Genomic DNA, 13,744 nt, shown 5'->3' with positions numbered 1-13,744 from the left:
CGTGGGGGGACGCGCTTCGCGGGGGCCGGGCCGTGAGCGCTGTGCGCGAGGACACCGCCAGCTGGCGGAAGAGACATGGTCTTGCGGGCATGCTCCAACGGGAAGGTCTTTCGAGACATGTCGTTTGGAGCATGTTCTTCGGGGCAGCTCTGGCCGCCTGCGAGCCGGCGCGGGCGCCCGAGGTCCGCGGGGTCCGCGGCAAGCGCGAGCTGTTCGGCGATCCTGCTCTGGTGCCCACGCGCGCGGGCGAGCGCGCGCGGGAGGAGCTGGCGCTGGCGGACGCGGTGGTCGCGGCCCTGCGGTCGCTCGGGGCCGAGGGGCTGGCGGTCGAGGTGCGCCTGCCGCGGGCCGACGATCCGGGTGCGGTGGTGGTGACCGGGCAGGGACCGCCGGGCTGGGACGAGGCCGCTGGGACGGCGCTGGTGGGCGAGCTCTGCGGGGCGTGGAGCGCCGGGCGGGTGCGCGTCGCCTGGCGCGGCGCGGCCCCGAGCCCGCCTGCGGGGCGCCCCGGCGATCTGCCGCTGCTGTTCGCGCTGGTCGGGCTCGGCGCGGCTGGCGGGGTGACGGTCGACCGAGTTCTGCGTCGGCGCGCTCGCTCGCCGCTGCGAGGCTGAGAGCGCCCGGGTACACTTGCCCGCGATGACCAGCGCGCCCCTCTACGTCGGGATCGATCTCGGGACCACGAACTCCACCGCGGCCGTGTTCGACGGCGAGAAGGTGACGCTGGTCCGCAACGCCCAGGGCTCGCCGATCACCCCGTCGGTGGTCCGCATCGACGCCCGCGGCAACGTGACCGTCGGCGCGAAGGCGCGGCGCTTCCTCGACACCGACGCCGAGAACACGCGCAGCGAGTTCAAGCGGCTGATGGGGACGGCGCAGGGCATCCGCTTCGGGGCGGCGGGCCTCGAGCGCCGGCCCGAGGAGCTGGCGGCCGAGGTGCTGCGCTCGCTGCGAGCCGACGTGCGCGACCAGATCGGCGTGCTGCCGGCGCGCGCGGTGATCTCGGTGCCGGCGCTGTTCGAGCTGCCGCAGACCAGCGCGACCTCGGAGGCCGCGCGCCTGGCCGGGTTCGAACGGGTCGAGCTGCTGCAGGAGCCGATCGCGTCGGCGCTGGCGGCCGGCTGGACAATCGAGGACCAGGGCGGCGCGTGGCTGGTCTACGATCTCGGCGGCGGCACCTTCGACGTCTCGCTGCTCGAGACCCGCGACGGCCTTCTGCGCGTGGTCGGTCACGACGGCGACAACTTCCTCGGCGGCCGCGACTTCGACTGGGCGATCGTCGACTGGGCGATCGCCCAGGCCGCGCGCGACGGCGTCGTCATCCGCCGCGGCGACCCGGCCCACGCGGCCGCGGTGCGCAAGATCAAGCTCGCGGCCGAAGAGGCGAAGATCGAGCTGTCGCGGGCCGAGTCGGCCAGCATCACGGTGCCCGGGCTCGACGTCGGCGGCGCCAGCCACGACCTCGACGTCACGCTCGACCGCGAGACATTGGAGCGCCTGTGCGCGCCGGCGATCGACCGCTCGATCGCGGTGTGCCGGCGCCTGCTGCAGGCCCACGGCGTGGCCGACGGCGGGCTGACGCGGGTGGTGCTGGTCGGCGGGCCGTCGGTGATGCCGGTGGTGCGGCGCCTGGTCAGCCAGCAGCTCTCGGTGCCGCCGGCGGAGGGCCTCGATCCGATGACTCTGGTCGCCCAGGGCGCGGCGATCTTCGCCGCGACGGCCGGGCTCGAGGCGCGGCCGAGCGCGATCGAGCAGGTCCGCGGGGCCAAGGTGTGGCTGCAGTACCCGGCGATGTCGTCGGACCTGACGCCGCACGTGGTCGGTCGCCTGGTCGAACGGACAGGTCCGGTGAACTCGGTGCCGACCGAGATCCAGCTCGCCCGCGCGGATGGCCTGTGGGACAGCCCGTGGACGCCGCTCGACGAGGAGGGCGCGTTCGTCCTGCCGGTCTCGCTGGTGCCGCGCAAGCCCAACGTGTTCCGCCTGACCGGCAAGAACATCCAGGGCAACGCGGTGACGATCGACCCGCCGACGCTGACGATCGTCCAGGGCCTCACCATCAGCGACCCGCCGCTGTCGCGCACGATCGGGGTGGCGCTGGCGAGCAACGACGTGCGCGTCTACTTCGAGCGCGGCGCGCCGTTGCCGGCCCGGCGCACCTTCACCCTGCACACCGTCGACAGCGTGGCCCGCGGGGCCGAGAAGGCGGTGATCAAGATCCCGATCGTGCAGGGCGAGTACGAGCAGGCCCACCTGTGCCGCCTGGTCGGCGCGCTCGAGATCGGCGGCAAGGAGCTCAAGCAGACGCTGGCGTCCGGGGCCGAGGTCGAGCTGACGATCGAGCTCGATCGCGGCGGGCGGATGTCGGCGCGCGCGCTGATCCCCGCGATCGGCCAGGTGTTCGAGCACGTGGCGCACCTGCTGGTGCCGGAGGCCGACCCCGAGGTGCTCGCGTCGACGGTGACGGCCACGCGGGCGCGGCTCGGCGAGCTGCGCACCGACGCGTTCCGCCGCCAGGCCCGCGACTCGATCGAGCGCCTCGGCCAGGTCGAGAGCGCGCTCGACGACGTCGGCCGCGACATCGACGCGGCCCGCGGCGGCGACACCGACGCGGCGCAGAAGGCCCGGCGCACCCTGATCGAGGTCGACGCGCAGATCGAGGCGGTCGAGCTCGACCGTCGTTGGCCGGAGCTCGACCGCGAGGCCCGCGAGGCGTTGATCTGGACCACCGGGTGGGTCCAGGACTACGGCCAGCCGCACGAGCAGACGCTGTACCAGGAGACCGCCAAGGCGGTCGACAAGGCCCGCCAGGCCCGCGACCCGCTCGAGCTGCAGCGCCAGCTGCGGCTGCTCCGCCGCCTCGGCTCGTCGGCCTACGGGCGCCACCCCGAGGCGTGGAAGCACCGCTTCGAGGACGCGGCCGCCGACGCCGGCAACGCGACCGACGTCGCCCGCGCCCAGGCGCTGGTCAAGGAGGGCCGCGAGGCCCTGGCCAAGGGCGACAACGAGGCGCTGCGGCGGGTGACGCAGAAGCTGTGGCAGCTGCTGCCGAGCGCGGCCGAGGACCGGCGCAAGGGCCACGAGTCGGGCGTGCGCTGAGCTGACCTTTCGCTCATGTCTTAAAGGACCTGTCGGGAGCACCATGTCGCAAAAGCCAGACGACTTCCAGGCGTTGGCCGACAACCCGTTCTACGTGCTCGGCCTGCGGCCCGACTGCAGCCGGGTCGACGTCGAGCGCGAGGGCCAGAAGCTGCTCGGGATGCTCGGCCTCAAGCTCAAGTCGGCCGCCACGTACATGAGCCCGCTCGGGCCGCGCCCGCGCACCGAGGACAAGGTGCGCGCCGCCATGGCGGCCCTGCGCGACCACGAGAAGCGGCTGGCGCACGAGTTCTGGGCCAGCCTGCCGCCGCCCGCGGCCCCGCCGAAGCCGCCGCCGGCGCCCGAGACGAAGGGCCCCGGGCCGGCCCCGTTCACCGAGGCGTTCGCGGCGCTCGGCTGGAGGCGGTCATGAGGCACGACGCGACGAAAATGACCGAAGGTCGCCGAGTCACGCGTCGTCGCGGGGCGTGGCCGGTGTTCGCTCTGCTCGTGCTGGGGATCGTCGTCGGCGGCCCCGACTTCGTCGCCCAGTCGTACGCGATCGGCAGCGTGCTCGGCGGCATCATCCTCCTGATCGCGCTCGGTAGCTGGGTGATGGCGCTGCTCGACCTGGTCGGCGGGCTGGTGTGGCCGGCCCTGCGGCACACCGTGATCGCGGCCGGCCTCGTGCGCACCAGCTACTGGCTGGCGTTCCTGGCCCGTTCGAGCTGGGAGCGCGAGCACGAGGGCGGGCAGGTCGTCGCGGCCGCGCTGGCGCTGCTGCACCGCTCGCACGACGCCGCGCTGGCCAGCTGGCTCGAGGGCAAGATCCAGGCGCGGGCCAGGTCCGGGCTCGGCGGCATCGTCGCGACCGGGCTGCTCGCGGCCAGCCGCGGCGACCGCGACGGGGCGCGCGACATCCTCCTCGGCGTCGACGGCTTCGACCCCGACTTCGCGCCGAAGGCTGCGCGGCGGGCCGCCAACGACTGGCTGGTGGCGGACGCCGCCGCGCGCGGCGACTGGATCACGGTCATGCGCCGCGGCGTGCAGCCGGGCCAGGCCACCGCGTACACCCGCTTCCTCGCCCGCGCTGCCGCGCGGATCCGCGGCGAGGCGCTGGCCGGCGAGCCCAACCCGACCGACTTCGGCCTGTGGATCTCGTGGCTGCTCGCACCTGGCCGAAAGGCCATGCGGCCGCTGCTCGATCAGGCCCGCGCTGCGCCGCGGGTGCTGCACCAGCGCAAGCCGCCGCCGCCCGCACCGCCGCCGGCGACCGTGCCCTTGATCGATCCGTCGGTCCACGCCGACGATCCCGTGGCCCACGCGCAGGCGCTCCACGCCACCTGGCTGGCGCTGCGGCCCAAGACCGCGGGGCAGCCGGCGACGGAGCTCGAGCAGCGCCTGTCGGCCACGCGCATGCAGGAGCTCTGTCGCGCGTGGGAGGCCGCGTGGGCGCCCGCCGAGCGGCGCATGCGTCAGCGGGCCGCGGCGCTGACCGCCCAGACGCGCGCCGAGGAGGCGCTGGCGGCGATCCGCCGCGTCGTCGCGCGCGAGCTGGCCGAGCTGGCGCGGGCCGCCAAGCTGCCGCTCGACAGCTTCGAGGCCGAGGTGCCCACGGCCGCGCTGGCCGCGGAGGAGCTGCGGGCGGAGCTGCTCGGCGGGGTCGAGGCCGGCTCGGAGGAGCTGCGCGCGCGCACTGCCGCCGACCGCCGCCTGCCGCCGGCCGAGGAGTCGCGCGCGTGGAACCAGTTCCGCCGCCGCTACGAGGAGGCGGTCCTGCTCGGCGGGATGGCGCTGCGTTACCTGATGTTCCCGCAGGTCCACCGCGACGTGTGCGGCTACGCGGTGTGGCTGTGGAACGACCGCAAGGAGTACGGCCTGTCGGGGCCGATGTTCCAGTGGCTGCTGGCCGAGGCCGAGGCCGTCGGCGACCTCGAGGCGATCGAGCTCCAGCGCAAGAACGTCGGCGCGAAGAGGTGAGCCCGCCTGCGGCTGCGAGCGGGCTGTCTTTCGGGGCGGCCTCGACGGGCGCGCCTGCGCCTCAGGACATGTCGCTCAAGCCATGCCCGTTCGGACATGCCCGTGAGAGCCTGCCCGAGCGGACATGTCCGCGAGGTCACACGTACTCGATCTCGATCGCCAGCCCCGGCCCGGAGGGCAGGTACGTCGTGCGGCGCTCGTGCGGGGTCATCGAGTGCCAGCGGGCGAACCCGTGGCACAGGGTCTGGACCGCGCGGAGCCAGCGGGTCACCGCCTCGACGCGCGGGAACTCGGCGCGCAACAATTGAGACGCGCCGGTGAGGCCGCACAGGCTCTCGTCGTGCAGCGCCTCGACCTCGGCGGCGGCGGCGGCGGGGCTCAGGCCCTCGTGGAGGAGCATGCAGCCGAGCAGGTTGGGGCGGTGCGAGGCGAGGTCCTCGGCCACGCCGACGAGGTCGTCCTGGACGGCGACCAGGCGGGCGGCGTAGCGGCGGACCGCGGCGTGGGCCGGGTGGCTGCGCACGGCCAGGGGCAGCGGGCAGTCGCTCACGTACTCGAGGAAGTCGATCGCCGGGGCCACGCCGACGCTGGCGACCCGGATCGGCAGCAGGTCTTGGCGCGCGGGGTAGGGCGCGTCGACCTCGATCTTGGCGCGCCAGTGCGCCTCGCAGCGGTTGGCGTCGAGCCAGTCGGCGAAGTCCTCGGCCAGGCGGCCGCACCAGGCCGGGCCCATCGCCGCGCGGCAGCGCCGGGCCACGTCCCACCACGCGCGCAGGGCCGGCGGGATGTTCTCCGGCAGGCCGTCGCTGCCGCGCACGGCGGCCAGCAGCTCGGCCTCGGGGAAGCCGCCCTCCTCGCCGAGCAGCGCCCAGAAGGTCATAAATCGCAGGGCCGTGGCGGCGCGCTGCGGGTCGGCTGCGATCGAGGGCCAGCCGCCGAGGCGGGCCACCGCCAGCCCGCGGAAACCAACGCCTCCGAGCAGGCGCGGGCTCGGGCTCAGGACCTCCTGCAGGCCGAGGTCCCCAGGTGAGAACCAAGGCAGCGGATAACGCAGCGTCACCTCGATCGCCAGCTCGGCCGTCATCCGTGATCGATCGTCGCGTGGGAACTTCATGCGAGGAGGAGGGGAGGAGAGAGGTCCGCCCCGGGCGTCGGACCGGCGGTCTACGGCCCGACGCCCGAGACCGGTGACTCCGGGCCCGGAGCACCGGCGACTTGTCTACGGTTGGTCGATGGCCAGGAGGGGGTCGATCCCGTGTGCGAGTCTGGGTCTCGACACGAGTCATCCTCCCGGTCGTCCTGTGAGCGGCGCCACTGGGTCGATCGGATCACGACGATCGTGCGTCCGTGACACGACGACGTGCACGAACAAATGTCGCTCGGAGACCCCGATTTCAGGTGCAGAGGGGCGTGCGTCCATTTTGACTCGAAGGGATCGCGAAGCAAGTTCGTCCGTCGCGCGCCGTGTTGCAGATCAGGTCCGCAGCCGCCGTGCAGCGGATCGCAGCGCCGGCGCCGTCGCCGATGAGCAGGGCGCGCTGCCGACGGGTGCGAATTGGATCGCGTCGCGGACGGCTGTCCTCGCTAGCGGGCGTAAAGACTGCGCCGCCGATCACGGGAGCGACGTCGGGGACCCCGAGGACTTCGCGGAGGTGTCGGCGCTCGCGGAGGGTACGTGGATCACCCGCTGCGGCAGCGGGATCACCAGGCCCTCGCGACGCAGGCGGAGCAGCAGGCGCTTCAGCATCGCGGTGGTCAGGGGATTGCGGTCGACGAAGTTCTGGATCTGCACGAACACGCGGACCTCGAGCGCCCACTCGCCGACCCGCATGCGAATGGCGGGCGGCGTCTCGCGGAGCCCCGGCAGGGCCTCGCGGGCGCGGCGGACCTCGTCGATCAGGATCGCCTCGAGCGCCTCGGGGTCGACGTCGAACCCGACGCGGATCGGGACCTCGATCCACATGGTCGGATCGGGCCGGCTGAAGTTCGTCATGATCGCCTCGCCGAGGCGCTTGTTGGGGATGTAGATCAGGAGGTCGTCGAGCGTGCGCAGGGTGGTGGTGCGCCAGCCGATGTCGGTGACGAAGCCCTCGAGCTTGGTGTCGACGCTGACGAAGTCACCCACGCGGATCTGCCGCGACGCGCTGAGGTTGACGCCGGCGAACACGTTGGCCAGCGTGTCCTGGAAGGCCAGCGCGACCGCGAGGCCGCCGACGCCGAGGGCGGTCAGGGCCGGGAACACCGACACCCCGAACAGGCCGAGGATCGCGCCGACGCCGAGCAGCAGCAGCAGCCCGTTGATGATGTACTTGATGAGGGTGGTGCCGCCGCCGGCCGGCGATTGATTGCGGCCGACGATCTCCGACACGATCCGCATCAGCGTCAGGGTCACCGACAGCGCCAGCGCCGCCGAGGCGATTTTGTCGGCGACGGCGATCGAGCGCGCCTTCCACGGCAGGTCCGGCACCGCCGCGACCACGCCCGCGAGCACGGCCCAGATCAGGGCCCGGTCGCGCAGGCGCGCGGCGATGATGTCGTCGATCACCCAGTCGTTGCGGGCGCTGGCGCGGACCATCAGCGGGAACAGCACGAACCGCAGCAGGAGCCCGAGCAGCAGCGCGAACACCAGCTCGGCCGCGACGTCGGCGTAGCCACGCGCGGCCTTGGGCAAGATCTCGAGCGCCAACCATTGCAGCTGCGGCAACGGAAAGACGGCGTCGTCCATCGGGGCTGACAAGACTTCGATCACGGCGAAACGAGCGCGGCCCACAGGGCCTCGATGTGCTCGCGGAGGAACATATACTCGAAGGCCGCGAGCGCCAGGAAGGGCCCGAACGGGACGCGCGCTCCCATCACGCCGGCGTCCGGATCTTCCTCACCGAGTTCGGGGTCCTCGCCGTGCACCTCTTCGAGCGCGGTGTTGGCGACGCGGCGGCCGAGGAGGAGCATCGGCACCGCGACGAGCAGGCCCTGGATCGCGCCGGCGGCGAGGGTCCACATCAGGCCGCGCGCGCCGGCGAAGGCGCCGATCATGCACAGCAGCTTGCCGTCGCCCATGCCGAGCGCCTCGATGCCGCGGTAGCGCAAGTAGACCCAGCGCAGCCCCGCGATCAGCAAGTAGCCGCAGGCGGCCGCGAGCGCCGCCTCGATCACGCCGACGCCGAGAGTGGCCGGGCTGACCGCGGCGACGACCAGACCGAGGCCGGCGATCGGCAGCACCACCTCGTCGGGGATCAGCCAAAGGTCGAGGTCGGTGTACGTGGCGATGAGGAGGCCGAGGCCGAAGCAGAACCACAGCAACCACTCGAGCAGGCCGGGCGGCCCGCCCTGGACCATCGGCCGCAGCACGAACTGCAGGTAGAGCGTGAAGCTCAGCACGCCGCCGAGCAGCTCGACGACGAGGTAGCGCAGGGCGAACGGCTCGCCGCAGCGGCGGCAGCGGCCGCGCAGGAGCAGGTACGAGAGGACCGGGATGTTGTCGTACCAGGCGATCGGGGTCTCGCACGCGGGGCACGCCGAGCCCGGACGGACGACCGACAGCCCGCGCGGCAGGCGCCAGATCGCCACGTTGGCGAAGCTGCCCCACAACGTGCCGAAGAAGAAGGCCATCCACGGGGCCCAGGGGGCCATCAGGGCCTTCACCAGGACCGGATTGGTCTCGACCAATTCGAGGGCTTCGGGGCCCTGGAGCATCAGCAGCGGCTCGAGCATCGGGTCGCCGAGATCCTACGCGATCCGGCGCGCGCTTGTTCCTGTTATCCTCCGCGCGTGCCAGCGCCCTCGATCCGGCCGGTCCGCGGCCTCGCCCTCGCGCTCGTGCTCGCGGGTGGACCCGCCTGCGGCGGCGACGACGACGCCAACCTGCCGGTCGCCGAGGCCGCCAGCCTGCCGCCGCGCCCAGGGGCCGCGCGCCAGAGCCAGGACGAGCTGGCCCGCGCCGGCGTCGACGCCCTGCTCGCGTCCCCCAGCCCCGCGACGCTGCTGGCGGTGCTCGGCCAGGGCCACCTCGTCGCCCGCGCGCTGCTCGGCCGCCACACCCTCAAGTACACCGCCGAGTTCAGCCTCGCGCCGGTCGAAGCGGTGCGGCCGGCGGTCGACACGCCGGTGCTCTCGACGCAGAAAGTGGTCGACGAGCTCGAGCTGCAGTGGGGCGCCGGTCCCGAAGAACCTGTCCGTTTCTACCTGTCCCAACATACCGATCAGCACCGCGGCCGCGAGGTCATGGTCCTCGACGAGAAGGCCTACACCCGGCTGCTGCACCGCGGCTGGCACGTGCGCCCGCTCGACGCCGACCTCCATCAGCGCTGGCTCGACGAGGCCCAGCGCAGCGTCCACGACGTGGTCGAGCTGGCCGCGCCGGCGCTGGCCGTGGCCGCGGCGGAGGAGGGCGACACGGTGCGCGTGACGCTGTCGCTGGCCGAGGCCGGGGCGCGCGTGCCGGTGCCGCAGGGCGCGGCGCCGGGACGGGAGTGGCGCGAGAAGGCCGAGATCACGGCCATCGAGGGCACGCTGACCCTGGAGCGCGCCACGGGCCTGTGGCAGACCGCGGAGGTCCGGATCGGCTACGGCGTCCGCGACGAGCAAGGGCGAGCGCTGGTCGGCGAGACCCACCTCACCGGCACTGCTGCGCGGACCCCCGAGCTCCAGATCCAGGCGCCCGAGCACGTGCTGCCGCTGCCCGAGCGGGTCCGCTACGAGAGCGAGCGGCGCCGCCTGCTCGACGGCCTCGCGGGCACCTGACGCGACGCGAGGAGCGGATCGCGGCCCTGCCTCGGCGCGGTGAGGCGGCGAGGCGGCCGGCGATCGCAGCCCTGTCTCACGAGGGATGTGTCGGGCGGGTCCCGGCGATCGAGAGCTCCGGCGTCAACCACGGCGAGGCGTGAGGCGGGTGGGCGAGCGAACTCAGGGGGTCCTGCAGGCGCGTGAGCGGGCGCCCCCTCCCGCGGGCCGGCGCGGGCGAACGGGCGCCTCCGCGTGAGCTGACGCGCCCGGGCTGGAACCGGGACCCTTTGCGGCGCCGCTCGCCCGCGCTAAAAGGCCACGCGTGACGAAGCCTGCCCTTACGCGCGCGGCTCTACCGCCCGCCCTCCAGCGTGCCCTCGACCTCGCGGTCGACGCCAAGGCCGCTGCGCCCGTCGTCCTCCAGCTCACCGACGTGGCCGGTTACACCGACTGGGCCCTGGTCGTGTCGGGCCGCTCGGACCGCCACGTCGGCGGCATCACCGAGGCGATCATGGCTGGTCTGAAGGACATGCAGACCTCGCCGATCGGCACCGACGGCCTCGAGGAGCACCTGTGGGACCTCCTCGATTACGACGACTTCCTGGTCCACGTGTTCTACCACCCGGTGCGCAAGCACTACGACCTCGAGTCGATGTGGCGCGACGCCCCGCGCGCGGAGCTCGGGCTGCCCGCCGAGGTCATGGACACCTCGACGCTCGAGGGCCTGACCCCGCCGGCCGACATGCCCCCGTTCCGCGGCGGCAGCTTCGGCGCGTTCCCGGGCGAGCTCGAGAACGAGGAGGAGCTCGCGGACGCGCCGGGTGAGCTGCCTGAGGGCGAGGACGAGAGCGAGGACCTCGACGAGGGCGAGGAGGGCGACGTCGCGGAGTACGACGAGCCCGACGACTTCGCCGACGACGAGGAGGGCGACTACGCCTACGGCGACGAGGACGGCGAGGACGACGAGGACCTCGCGGCCGAGGACGGCGCCGGCGAAGCGGCCCCGGCCCCGGCCGAGGCGCCGCCGCCGTCGCGGCGCAAGTGAGCGTGCGCCCGTGAAGGTCAGCGTCGTCGCCGCCGGCAAGCTCAAGGACACCGCGCTCGTCGCGTTGTGTGCCGACTATTTGCGGCGCGTGCAGCCGTTCGTCACCGTCGAGATGCTCGAGGTGCGCGACCTGGCGGCGATCCGCGCCCACTGGACCCGCTACGAGGGCGCCCGCGTGCTCCTCGACGAGCGCGGCGAGCAGATCGCCACCCGCGAGCTCGCGCAGTGGATCGATCGCTGGCGCCGCGACGCCCGCGACGTCGCGCTCTACATCGGCGACGCCGACGGCTTCACGGTCACCGACCGCACCCAGGCCGACCGCCTGCTGGCCGTGTCCCACCTGACCCTGCCGCACCGCCTGGTCCGCCTGATCCTGCTCGAGCAGCTCTACCGCGCCGGCAGCCTGCTCGCCGGGCATCCGTACCATCACGGGTGAGCCTGTCCGAACGGGCATGCTCGTGGGGGCCTGTCCGTACAGGCATGTCCGAGTGGGCATGTCCGAGTGGGCATGTCCGAACGGACATGTCTGGACGAGCGGGTCCGGCTCCCGATTCGGAGCCTCGCAGCCCTGGGCCCATACGCGCCATGGCGGCGGGTCCCGGCTCCCGGGTGAGGACCAGGCTCCGCTGCTGGCCGCTGCACGTCCGAGTACGGAGAGGTCCGAACGAGCACCCGGTGCCTCGCCATCCGTGGCCCGCCTCCGGTGCTTCGCCATCCGTGGCCCGCTGTCCGCCTCAGGGCCAGGACCGGCCCCTGCCGCCCCCGCGCGTCCTGTGAGGCGCCCGTCAGGAGCGTTCGCGGTTGGGCTATCCTCGGCCTCGTGGACGGGCAACCGCGCGAACACGCCGACTTGCTCGCCCTCGTCGCCCGGCACGCCACCGGCGAGGGCCGGATCGACTCGCCGTATCCGGGCGTGTGGTTCTGGCGCGCCGACCAGCCGGTGGCGAAGCGCAAGTCGCAGGCGCTGACGCTGTCGCTGGTGACGGTGGTGCAGGGGCGCAAGGAGGCGAGCTTCGGCGAGCACGCGCTGACCTACGAACCGGGCCGCTACCTCGTGTTGACCGGCGAGGCCGAGTTCGACAGCACCGTGCTCGAGGCCAGCCCCGAGCGGCCCTATCTCTCGGTGTGCGTCGCCATGCCGCCCGAGGTGGTCGCGCGCACCCTGATCGCGCTGGCCGACAGCGACGTGGGTCCGGTCGACGAGCCGGTGCCCGCGTTCGTCTCGCGCCTCGACCCGACCATCCTCGGCGCGCTGTGCCGCCTGCTCGAGGCGCTGGACGATCCGGCCGAGCGGGCCGTGCTGGCGCCGCTGATCGTCGAGGAGATCGTGTTCCGCCTGCTGCGCTCCGAGGCCGCCGCGGTGCTGCGCCGCGCGGTGCGTCGCGGCGACGAGACGCGGATCCAGGAGTCGATGGCGTTCATCCGCGCCCACGCGACCGCCCGCCTGACCGTCGAGGGCCTGGCGCGCCGCGCCGCGATGAGCCCGTCGCACTTCGCCCACCGCTTCCGCGCGGTCGCCCGCGTCAGCCCGATGCGCTACGTCAAGCACGTCCGCCTGCACGAGGCGCGCACGCTGCTGCTCCGCGGCGCGCGAGCCAGCGAGGTCGCAGGCGAGGTCGGCTACGCCAGCGCGTCGCACTTCACCCGCGACTTCAAGAGCTACTTCGGCGTCCCGCCGGCCGAGTACGCGCGCCGCCTGCACGCCGCGGGGGACCGGCCGGCCGAGGCGCAGCGGACGGCCTGAGGCGCTCGCTCCGAGGCGCCTCGCAGGATCGGGCAAGAGAAGCGCAGGGGCCGGCGTGGCGGCCGGCGTGGCCCTCGCTTACAGATGTGGCCATGAAGACACGCAAGCTCGGTACCTCCGGCATCGACCTGTCCGCCATCGGCCTCGGCTGCATGGGCATGTCCGACTTCTACGGCCCCGCCGACGAGCAGCGCTCGCTCGCGGTCATCCACCGCGCGCTCGACGAGGGCGTCAACTTCCTCGACACCGCCGACATGTACGGCACCGGTCGCAACGAGCAGCTGGTCGGCCGGGCGATCCAGGGCCGTCGCGACGCCGTCGTCCTCGCCACCAAGTTCGCCATCCGCCGTGGCCCGAACGGAGAGTTCCTCGGCGTCTCGGGCAAGCCCGAGTACGTCAAGGAGGCCTGCGACGCCAGCCTCAAGCGCCTCGGCGTCGACGTCATCGACCTCTACTACCAGCACCGCGTCGACCCGGAGGTCCCGATCGAGGACACCGTCGGGGCGATGGCCGACCTGGTCAAGGCGGGCAAGGTGCGTCACCTCGGTCTCAGCGAGGCCGCGCCGGCGACGATCCGCCGCGCCTACAAGGTCCACCCGATCGCCGCGCTGCAGACCGAGTACTCGCTGTGGAGCCGCGACCCCGAGGACGAGCTGCTCGGCCTGTGCGCCGAGCTCGGGATCACCTTCGTCGCCTACAGCCCGCTCGGGCGCGGCTTCCTCACCGGCCAGATCAAATCGATCGACGACCTCGCGGCCGACGACTTCCGCCGCCACTCGCCGCGCTTCCAGGGCGAGAACTTCCAGCGCAACCTCGACCTCGTCCGCCAGGTCGAGCGGCTCGCCGCGGCCCGCGACGTCACCGCGGCCCAGCTCGCGCTAGCCTGGCTGCTGGCCCGCGCGCCCCACGTCGTCCCGATCCCCGGCACCCGCAGCGAGGCGCGCCTGGCCGAGAACATCGGCGCGGTCGACCTCGAGCTGACCGCGGAGGAGCTGCAAGCGATCGACGCAGTGGCCCCGCGCGGGGCCGCGGCCGGCGAGCGCTACCCGGCGGCGAGCATGCGCCAGGTCAACGGCTGAGCGGCGCGCGGGTCGACCTCGCCGGGAACGCTTCAGCGTGTCATCTCAGGACATGTCCTTCGGACCATGCGCGAAAGAGCATGTTCGACAGGGCAT

At 73.4% G+C, this 13,744-nt stretch carries 12 protein-coding genes; 9 read left to right on the top strand and 3 right to left on the bottom strand.

Annotated features, from left to right (window positions below; translation table 11 throughout):
- Positions 1-131 precede the first annotated feature (131 nt).
- Genes OV090_RS32085 through OV090_RS32070 form a run of 4 tightly spaced genes read left to right on the top strand, consistent with a single transcriptional unit; the run spans position 132 to position 5,058 of the window.
- Positions 132-614 carry a hypothetical protein gene (locus OV090_RS32085; RefSeq protein ID WP_267708475.1) on the top strand — a complete coding sequence of 161 codons (483 nt, stop codon included), beginning with the start codon at positions 132-134 and terminating at the stop codon, positions 612-614.
- 25 nt (positions 615-639) lie between these two features.
- Positions 640-3,099: an Hsp70 family protein gene (locus OV090_RS32080; protein ID WP_267708474.1), complete on the top strand. Its 2,460-nt coding sequence runs from the start codon at positions 640-642 to the stop codon at positions 3,097-3,099.
- Positions 3,100-3,142: 43 nt separating this feature from the next.
- Positions 3,143-3,511 carry a hypothetical protein gene (locus tag OV090_RS32075; protein WP_267708473.1) on the top strand — a complete coding sequence of 123 codons (369 nt, stop codon included), beginning with the start codon at positions 3,143-3,145 and terminating at the stop codon, positions 3,509-3,511.
- 17 nt (positions 3,512-3,528) lie between these two features.
- Positions 3,529-5,058 carry a hypothetical protein gene (locus OV090_RS32070; RefSeq protein ID WP_267708472.1) on the top strand — a complete coding sequence of 510 codons (1,530 nt, stop codon included), beginning with the start codon at positions 3,529-3,531 and terminating at the stop codon, positions 5,056-5,058.
- 136 nt (positions 5,059-5,194) lie between these two features.
- On the opposite strand, the gene OV090_RS32065 is transcribed toward OV090_RS32070, so the two are convergent.
- The 3 genes from OV090_RS32065 to OV090_RS32055 form a co-directional block, all read right to left on the bottom strand.
- Entirely contained in the window at positions 5,195-6,172 is a 978-nt protein-coding gene (locus OV090_RS32065; RefSeq protein WP_267708471.1) for a terpene synthase family protein, read from the bottom strand.
- Positions 6,173-6,670: 498 nt separating this feature from the next.
- Complete coding sequence (locus OV090_RS32060; protein WP_267708470.1) at positions 6,671-7,807, bottom strand: mechanosensitive ion channel domain-containing protein; 1,137 nt, start codon at positions 7,805-7,807, stop codon at positions 6,671-6,673.
- The gene (locus tag OV090_RS32055; RefSeq protein WP_267708469.1) at positions 7,804-8,769 is read right to left on the bottom strand and encodes an A24 family peptidase; all 966 of its coding nucleotides are present in this window, start codon (positions 8,767-8,769) and stop codon (positions 7,804-7,806) included. Before OV090_RS32055 ends, OV090_RS32060 begins: the two co-directional genes overlap by 4 nt.
- 57 nt (positions 8,770-8,826) lie before the next feature.
- Here OV090_RS32055 and OV090_RS32050 point away from each other — a divergent pair, with 57 nt between their 5' ends.
- The 5 genes from OV090_RS32050 (at position 8,827) to OV090_RS32030 (ending at position 13,648) form a co-directional block, all read left to right on the top strand.
- Positions 8,827-9,798: a hypothetical protein gene (locus tag OV090_RS32050; protein ID WP_267708468.1), complete on the top strand. Its 972-nt coding sequence runs from the start codon at positions 8,827-8,829 to the stop codon at positions 9,796-9,798.
- Positions 9,799-10,102: 304 nt separating this feature from the next.
- A complete protein-coding gene (gene rsfS, locus OV090_RS51080; RefSeq protein ID WP_267708467.1) occupies positions 10,103-10,825 on the top strand; it encodes a ribosome silencing factor in 723 nt (240 codons plus the stop codon).
- A 10-nt stretch (positions 10,826-10,835) separates the two neighbouring features.
- Positions 10,836-11,261, top strand: coding sequence for a 23S rRNA (pseudouridine(1915)-N(3))-methyltransferase RlmH (locus OV090_RS32040; protein WP_267708466.1), 426 nt, complete (start codon positions 10,836-10,838; stop codon positions 11,259-11,261).
- Positions 11,262-11,645: 384 nt separating this feature from the next.
- Positions 11,646-12,569 (top strand): AraC family transcriptional regulator, encoded by a 924-nt coding sequence (locus OV090_RS32035; protein ID WP_267708465.1) that lies wholly within the window; start codon positions 11,646-11,648, stop codon positions 12,567-12,569.
- A 92-nt stretch (positions 12,570-12,661) separates the two neighbouring features.
- Entirely contained in the window at positions 12,662-13,648 is a 987-nt protein-coding gene (locus tag OV090_RS32030; RefSeq protein WP_267708464.1) for an aldo/keto reductase, read from the top strand.
- Positions 13,649-13,744 lie beyond the last annotated feature (96 nt).

The organism is Nannocystis sp. RBIL2, from assembly GCF_026626745.1.
Taxonomy (GTDB): domain Bacteria; phylum Myxococcota_A; class Polyangia; order Nannocystales; family Nannocystaceae; genus Nannocystis.
The sequence above is the reverse complement of the archived record's forward strand: the minus strand, read 5'-3'. Positions and strand labels throughout refer to the sequence as shown.

Coding starts and splice junctions, on each gene's coding strand:
- OV090_RS32085 (WP_267708475.1), top strand. CDS start 132: ATGTTCTTCGGGGCAGCTCTGGCCGCCTGCGAGCCGGCGCGGGCGCCC.
- OV090_RS32080 (WP_267708474.1), top strand. CDS start 640: ATGACCAGCGCGCCCCTCTACGTCGGGATCGATCTCGGGACCACGAAC.
- OV090_RS32075 (WP_267708473.1), top strand. CDS start 3,143: ATGTCGCAAAAGCCAGACGACTTCCAGGCGTTGGCCGACAACCCGTTC.
- OV090_RS32070 (WP_267708472.1), top strand. CDS start 3,529: ATGACCGAAGGTCGCCGAGTCACGCGTCGTCGCGGGGCGTGGCCGGTG.
- OV090_RS32065 (WP_267708471.1), bottom strand. CDS start 6,172: ATGAAGTTCCCACGCGACGATCGATCACGGATGACGGCCGAGCTGGCG.
- OV090_RS32055 (WP_267708469.1), bottom strand. CDS start 8,769: ATGCTCGAGCCGCTGCTGATGCTCCAGGGCCCCGAAGCCCTCGAATTG.
- OV090_RS32030 (WP_267708464.1), top strand. CDS start 12,662: ATGAAGACACGCAAGCTCGGTACCTCCGGCATCGACCTGTCCGCCATC.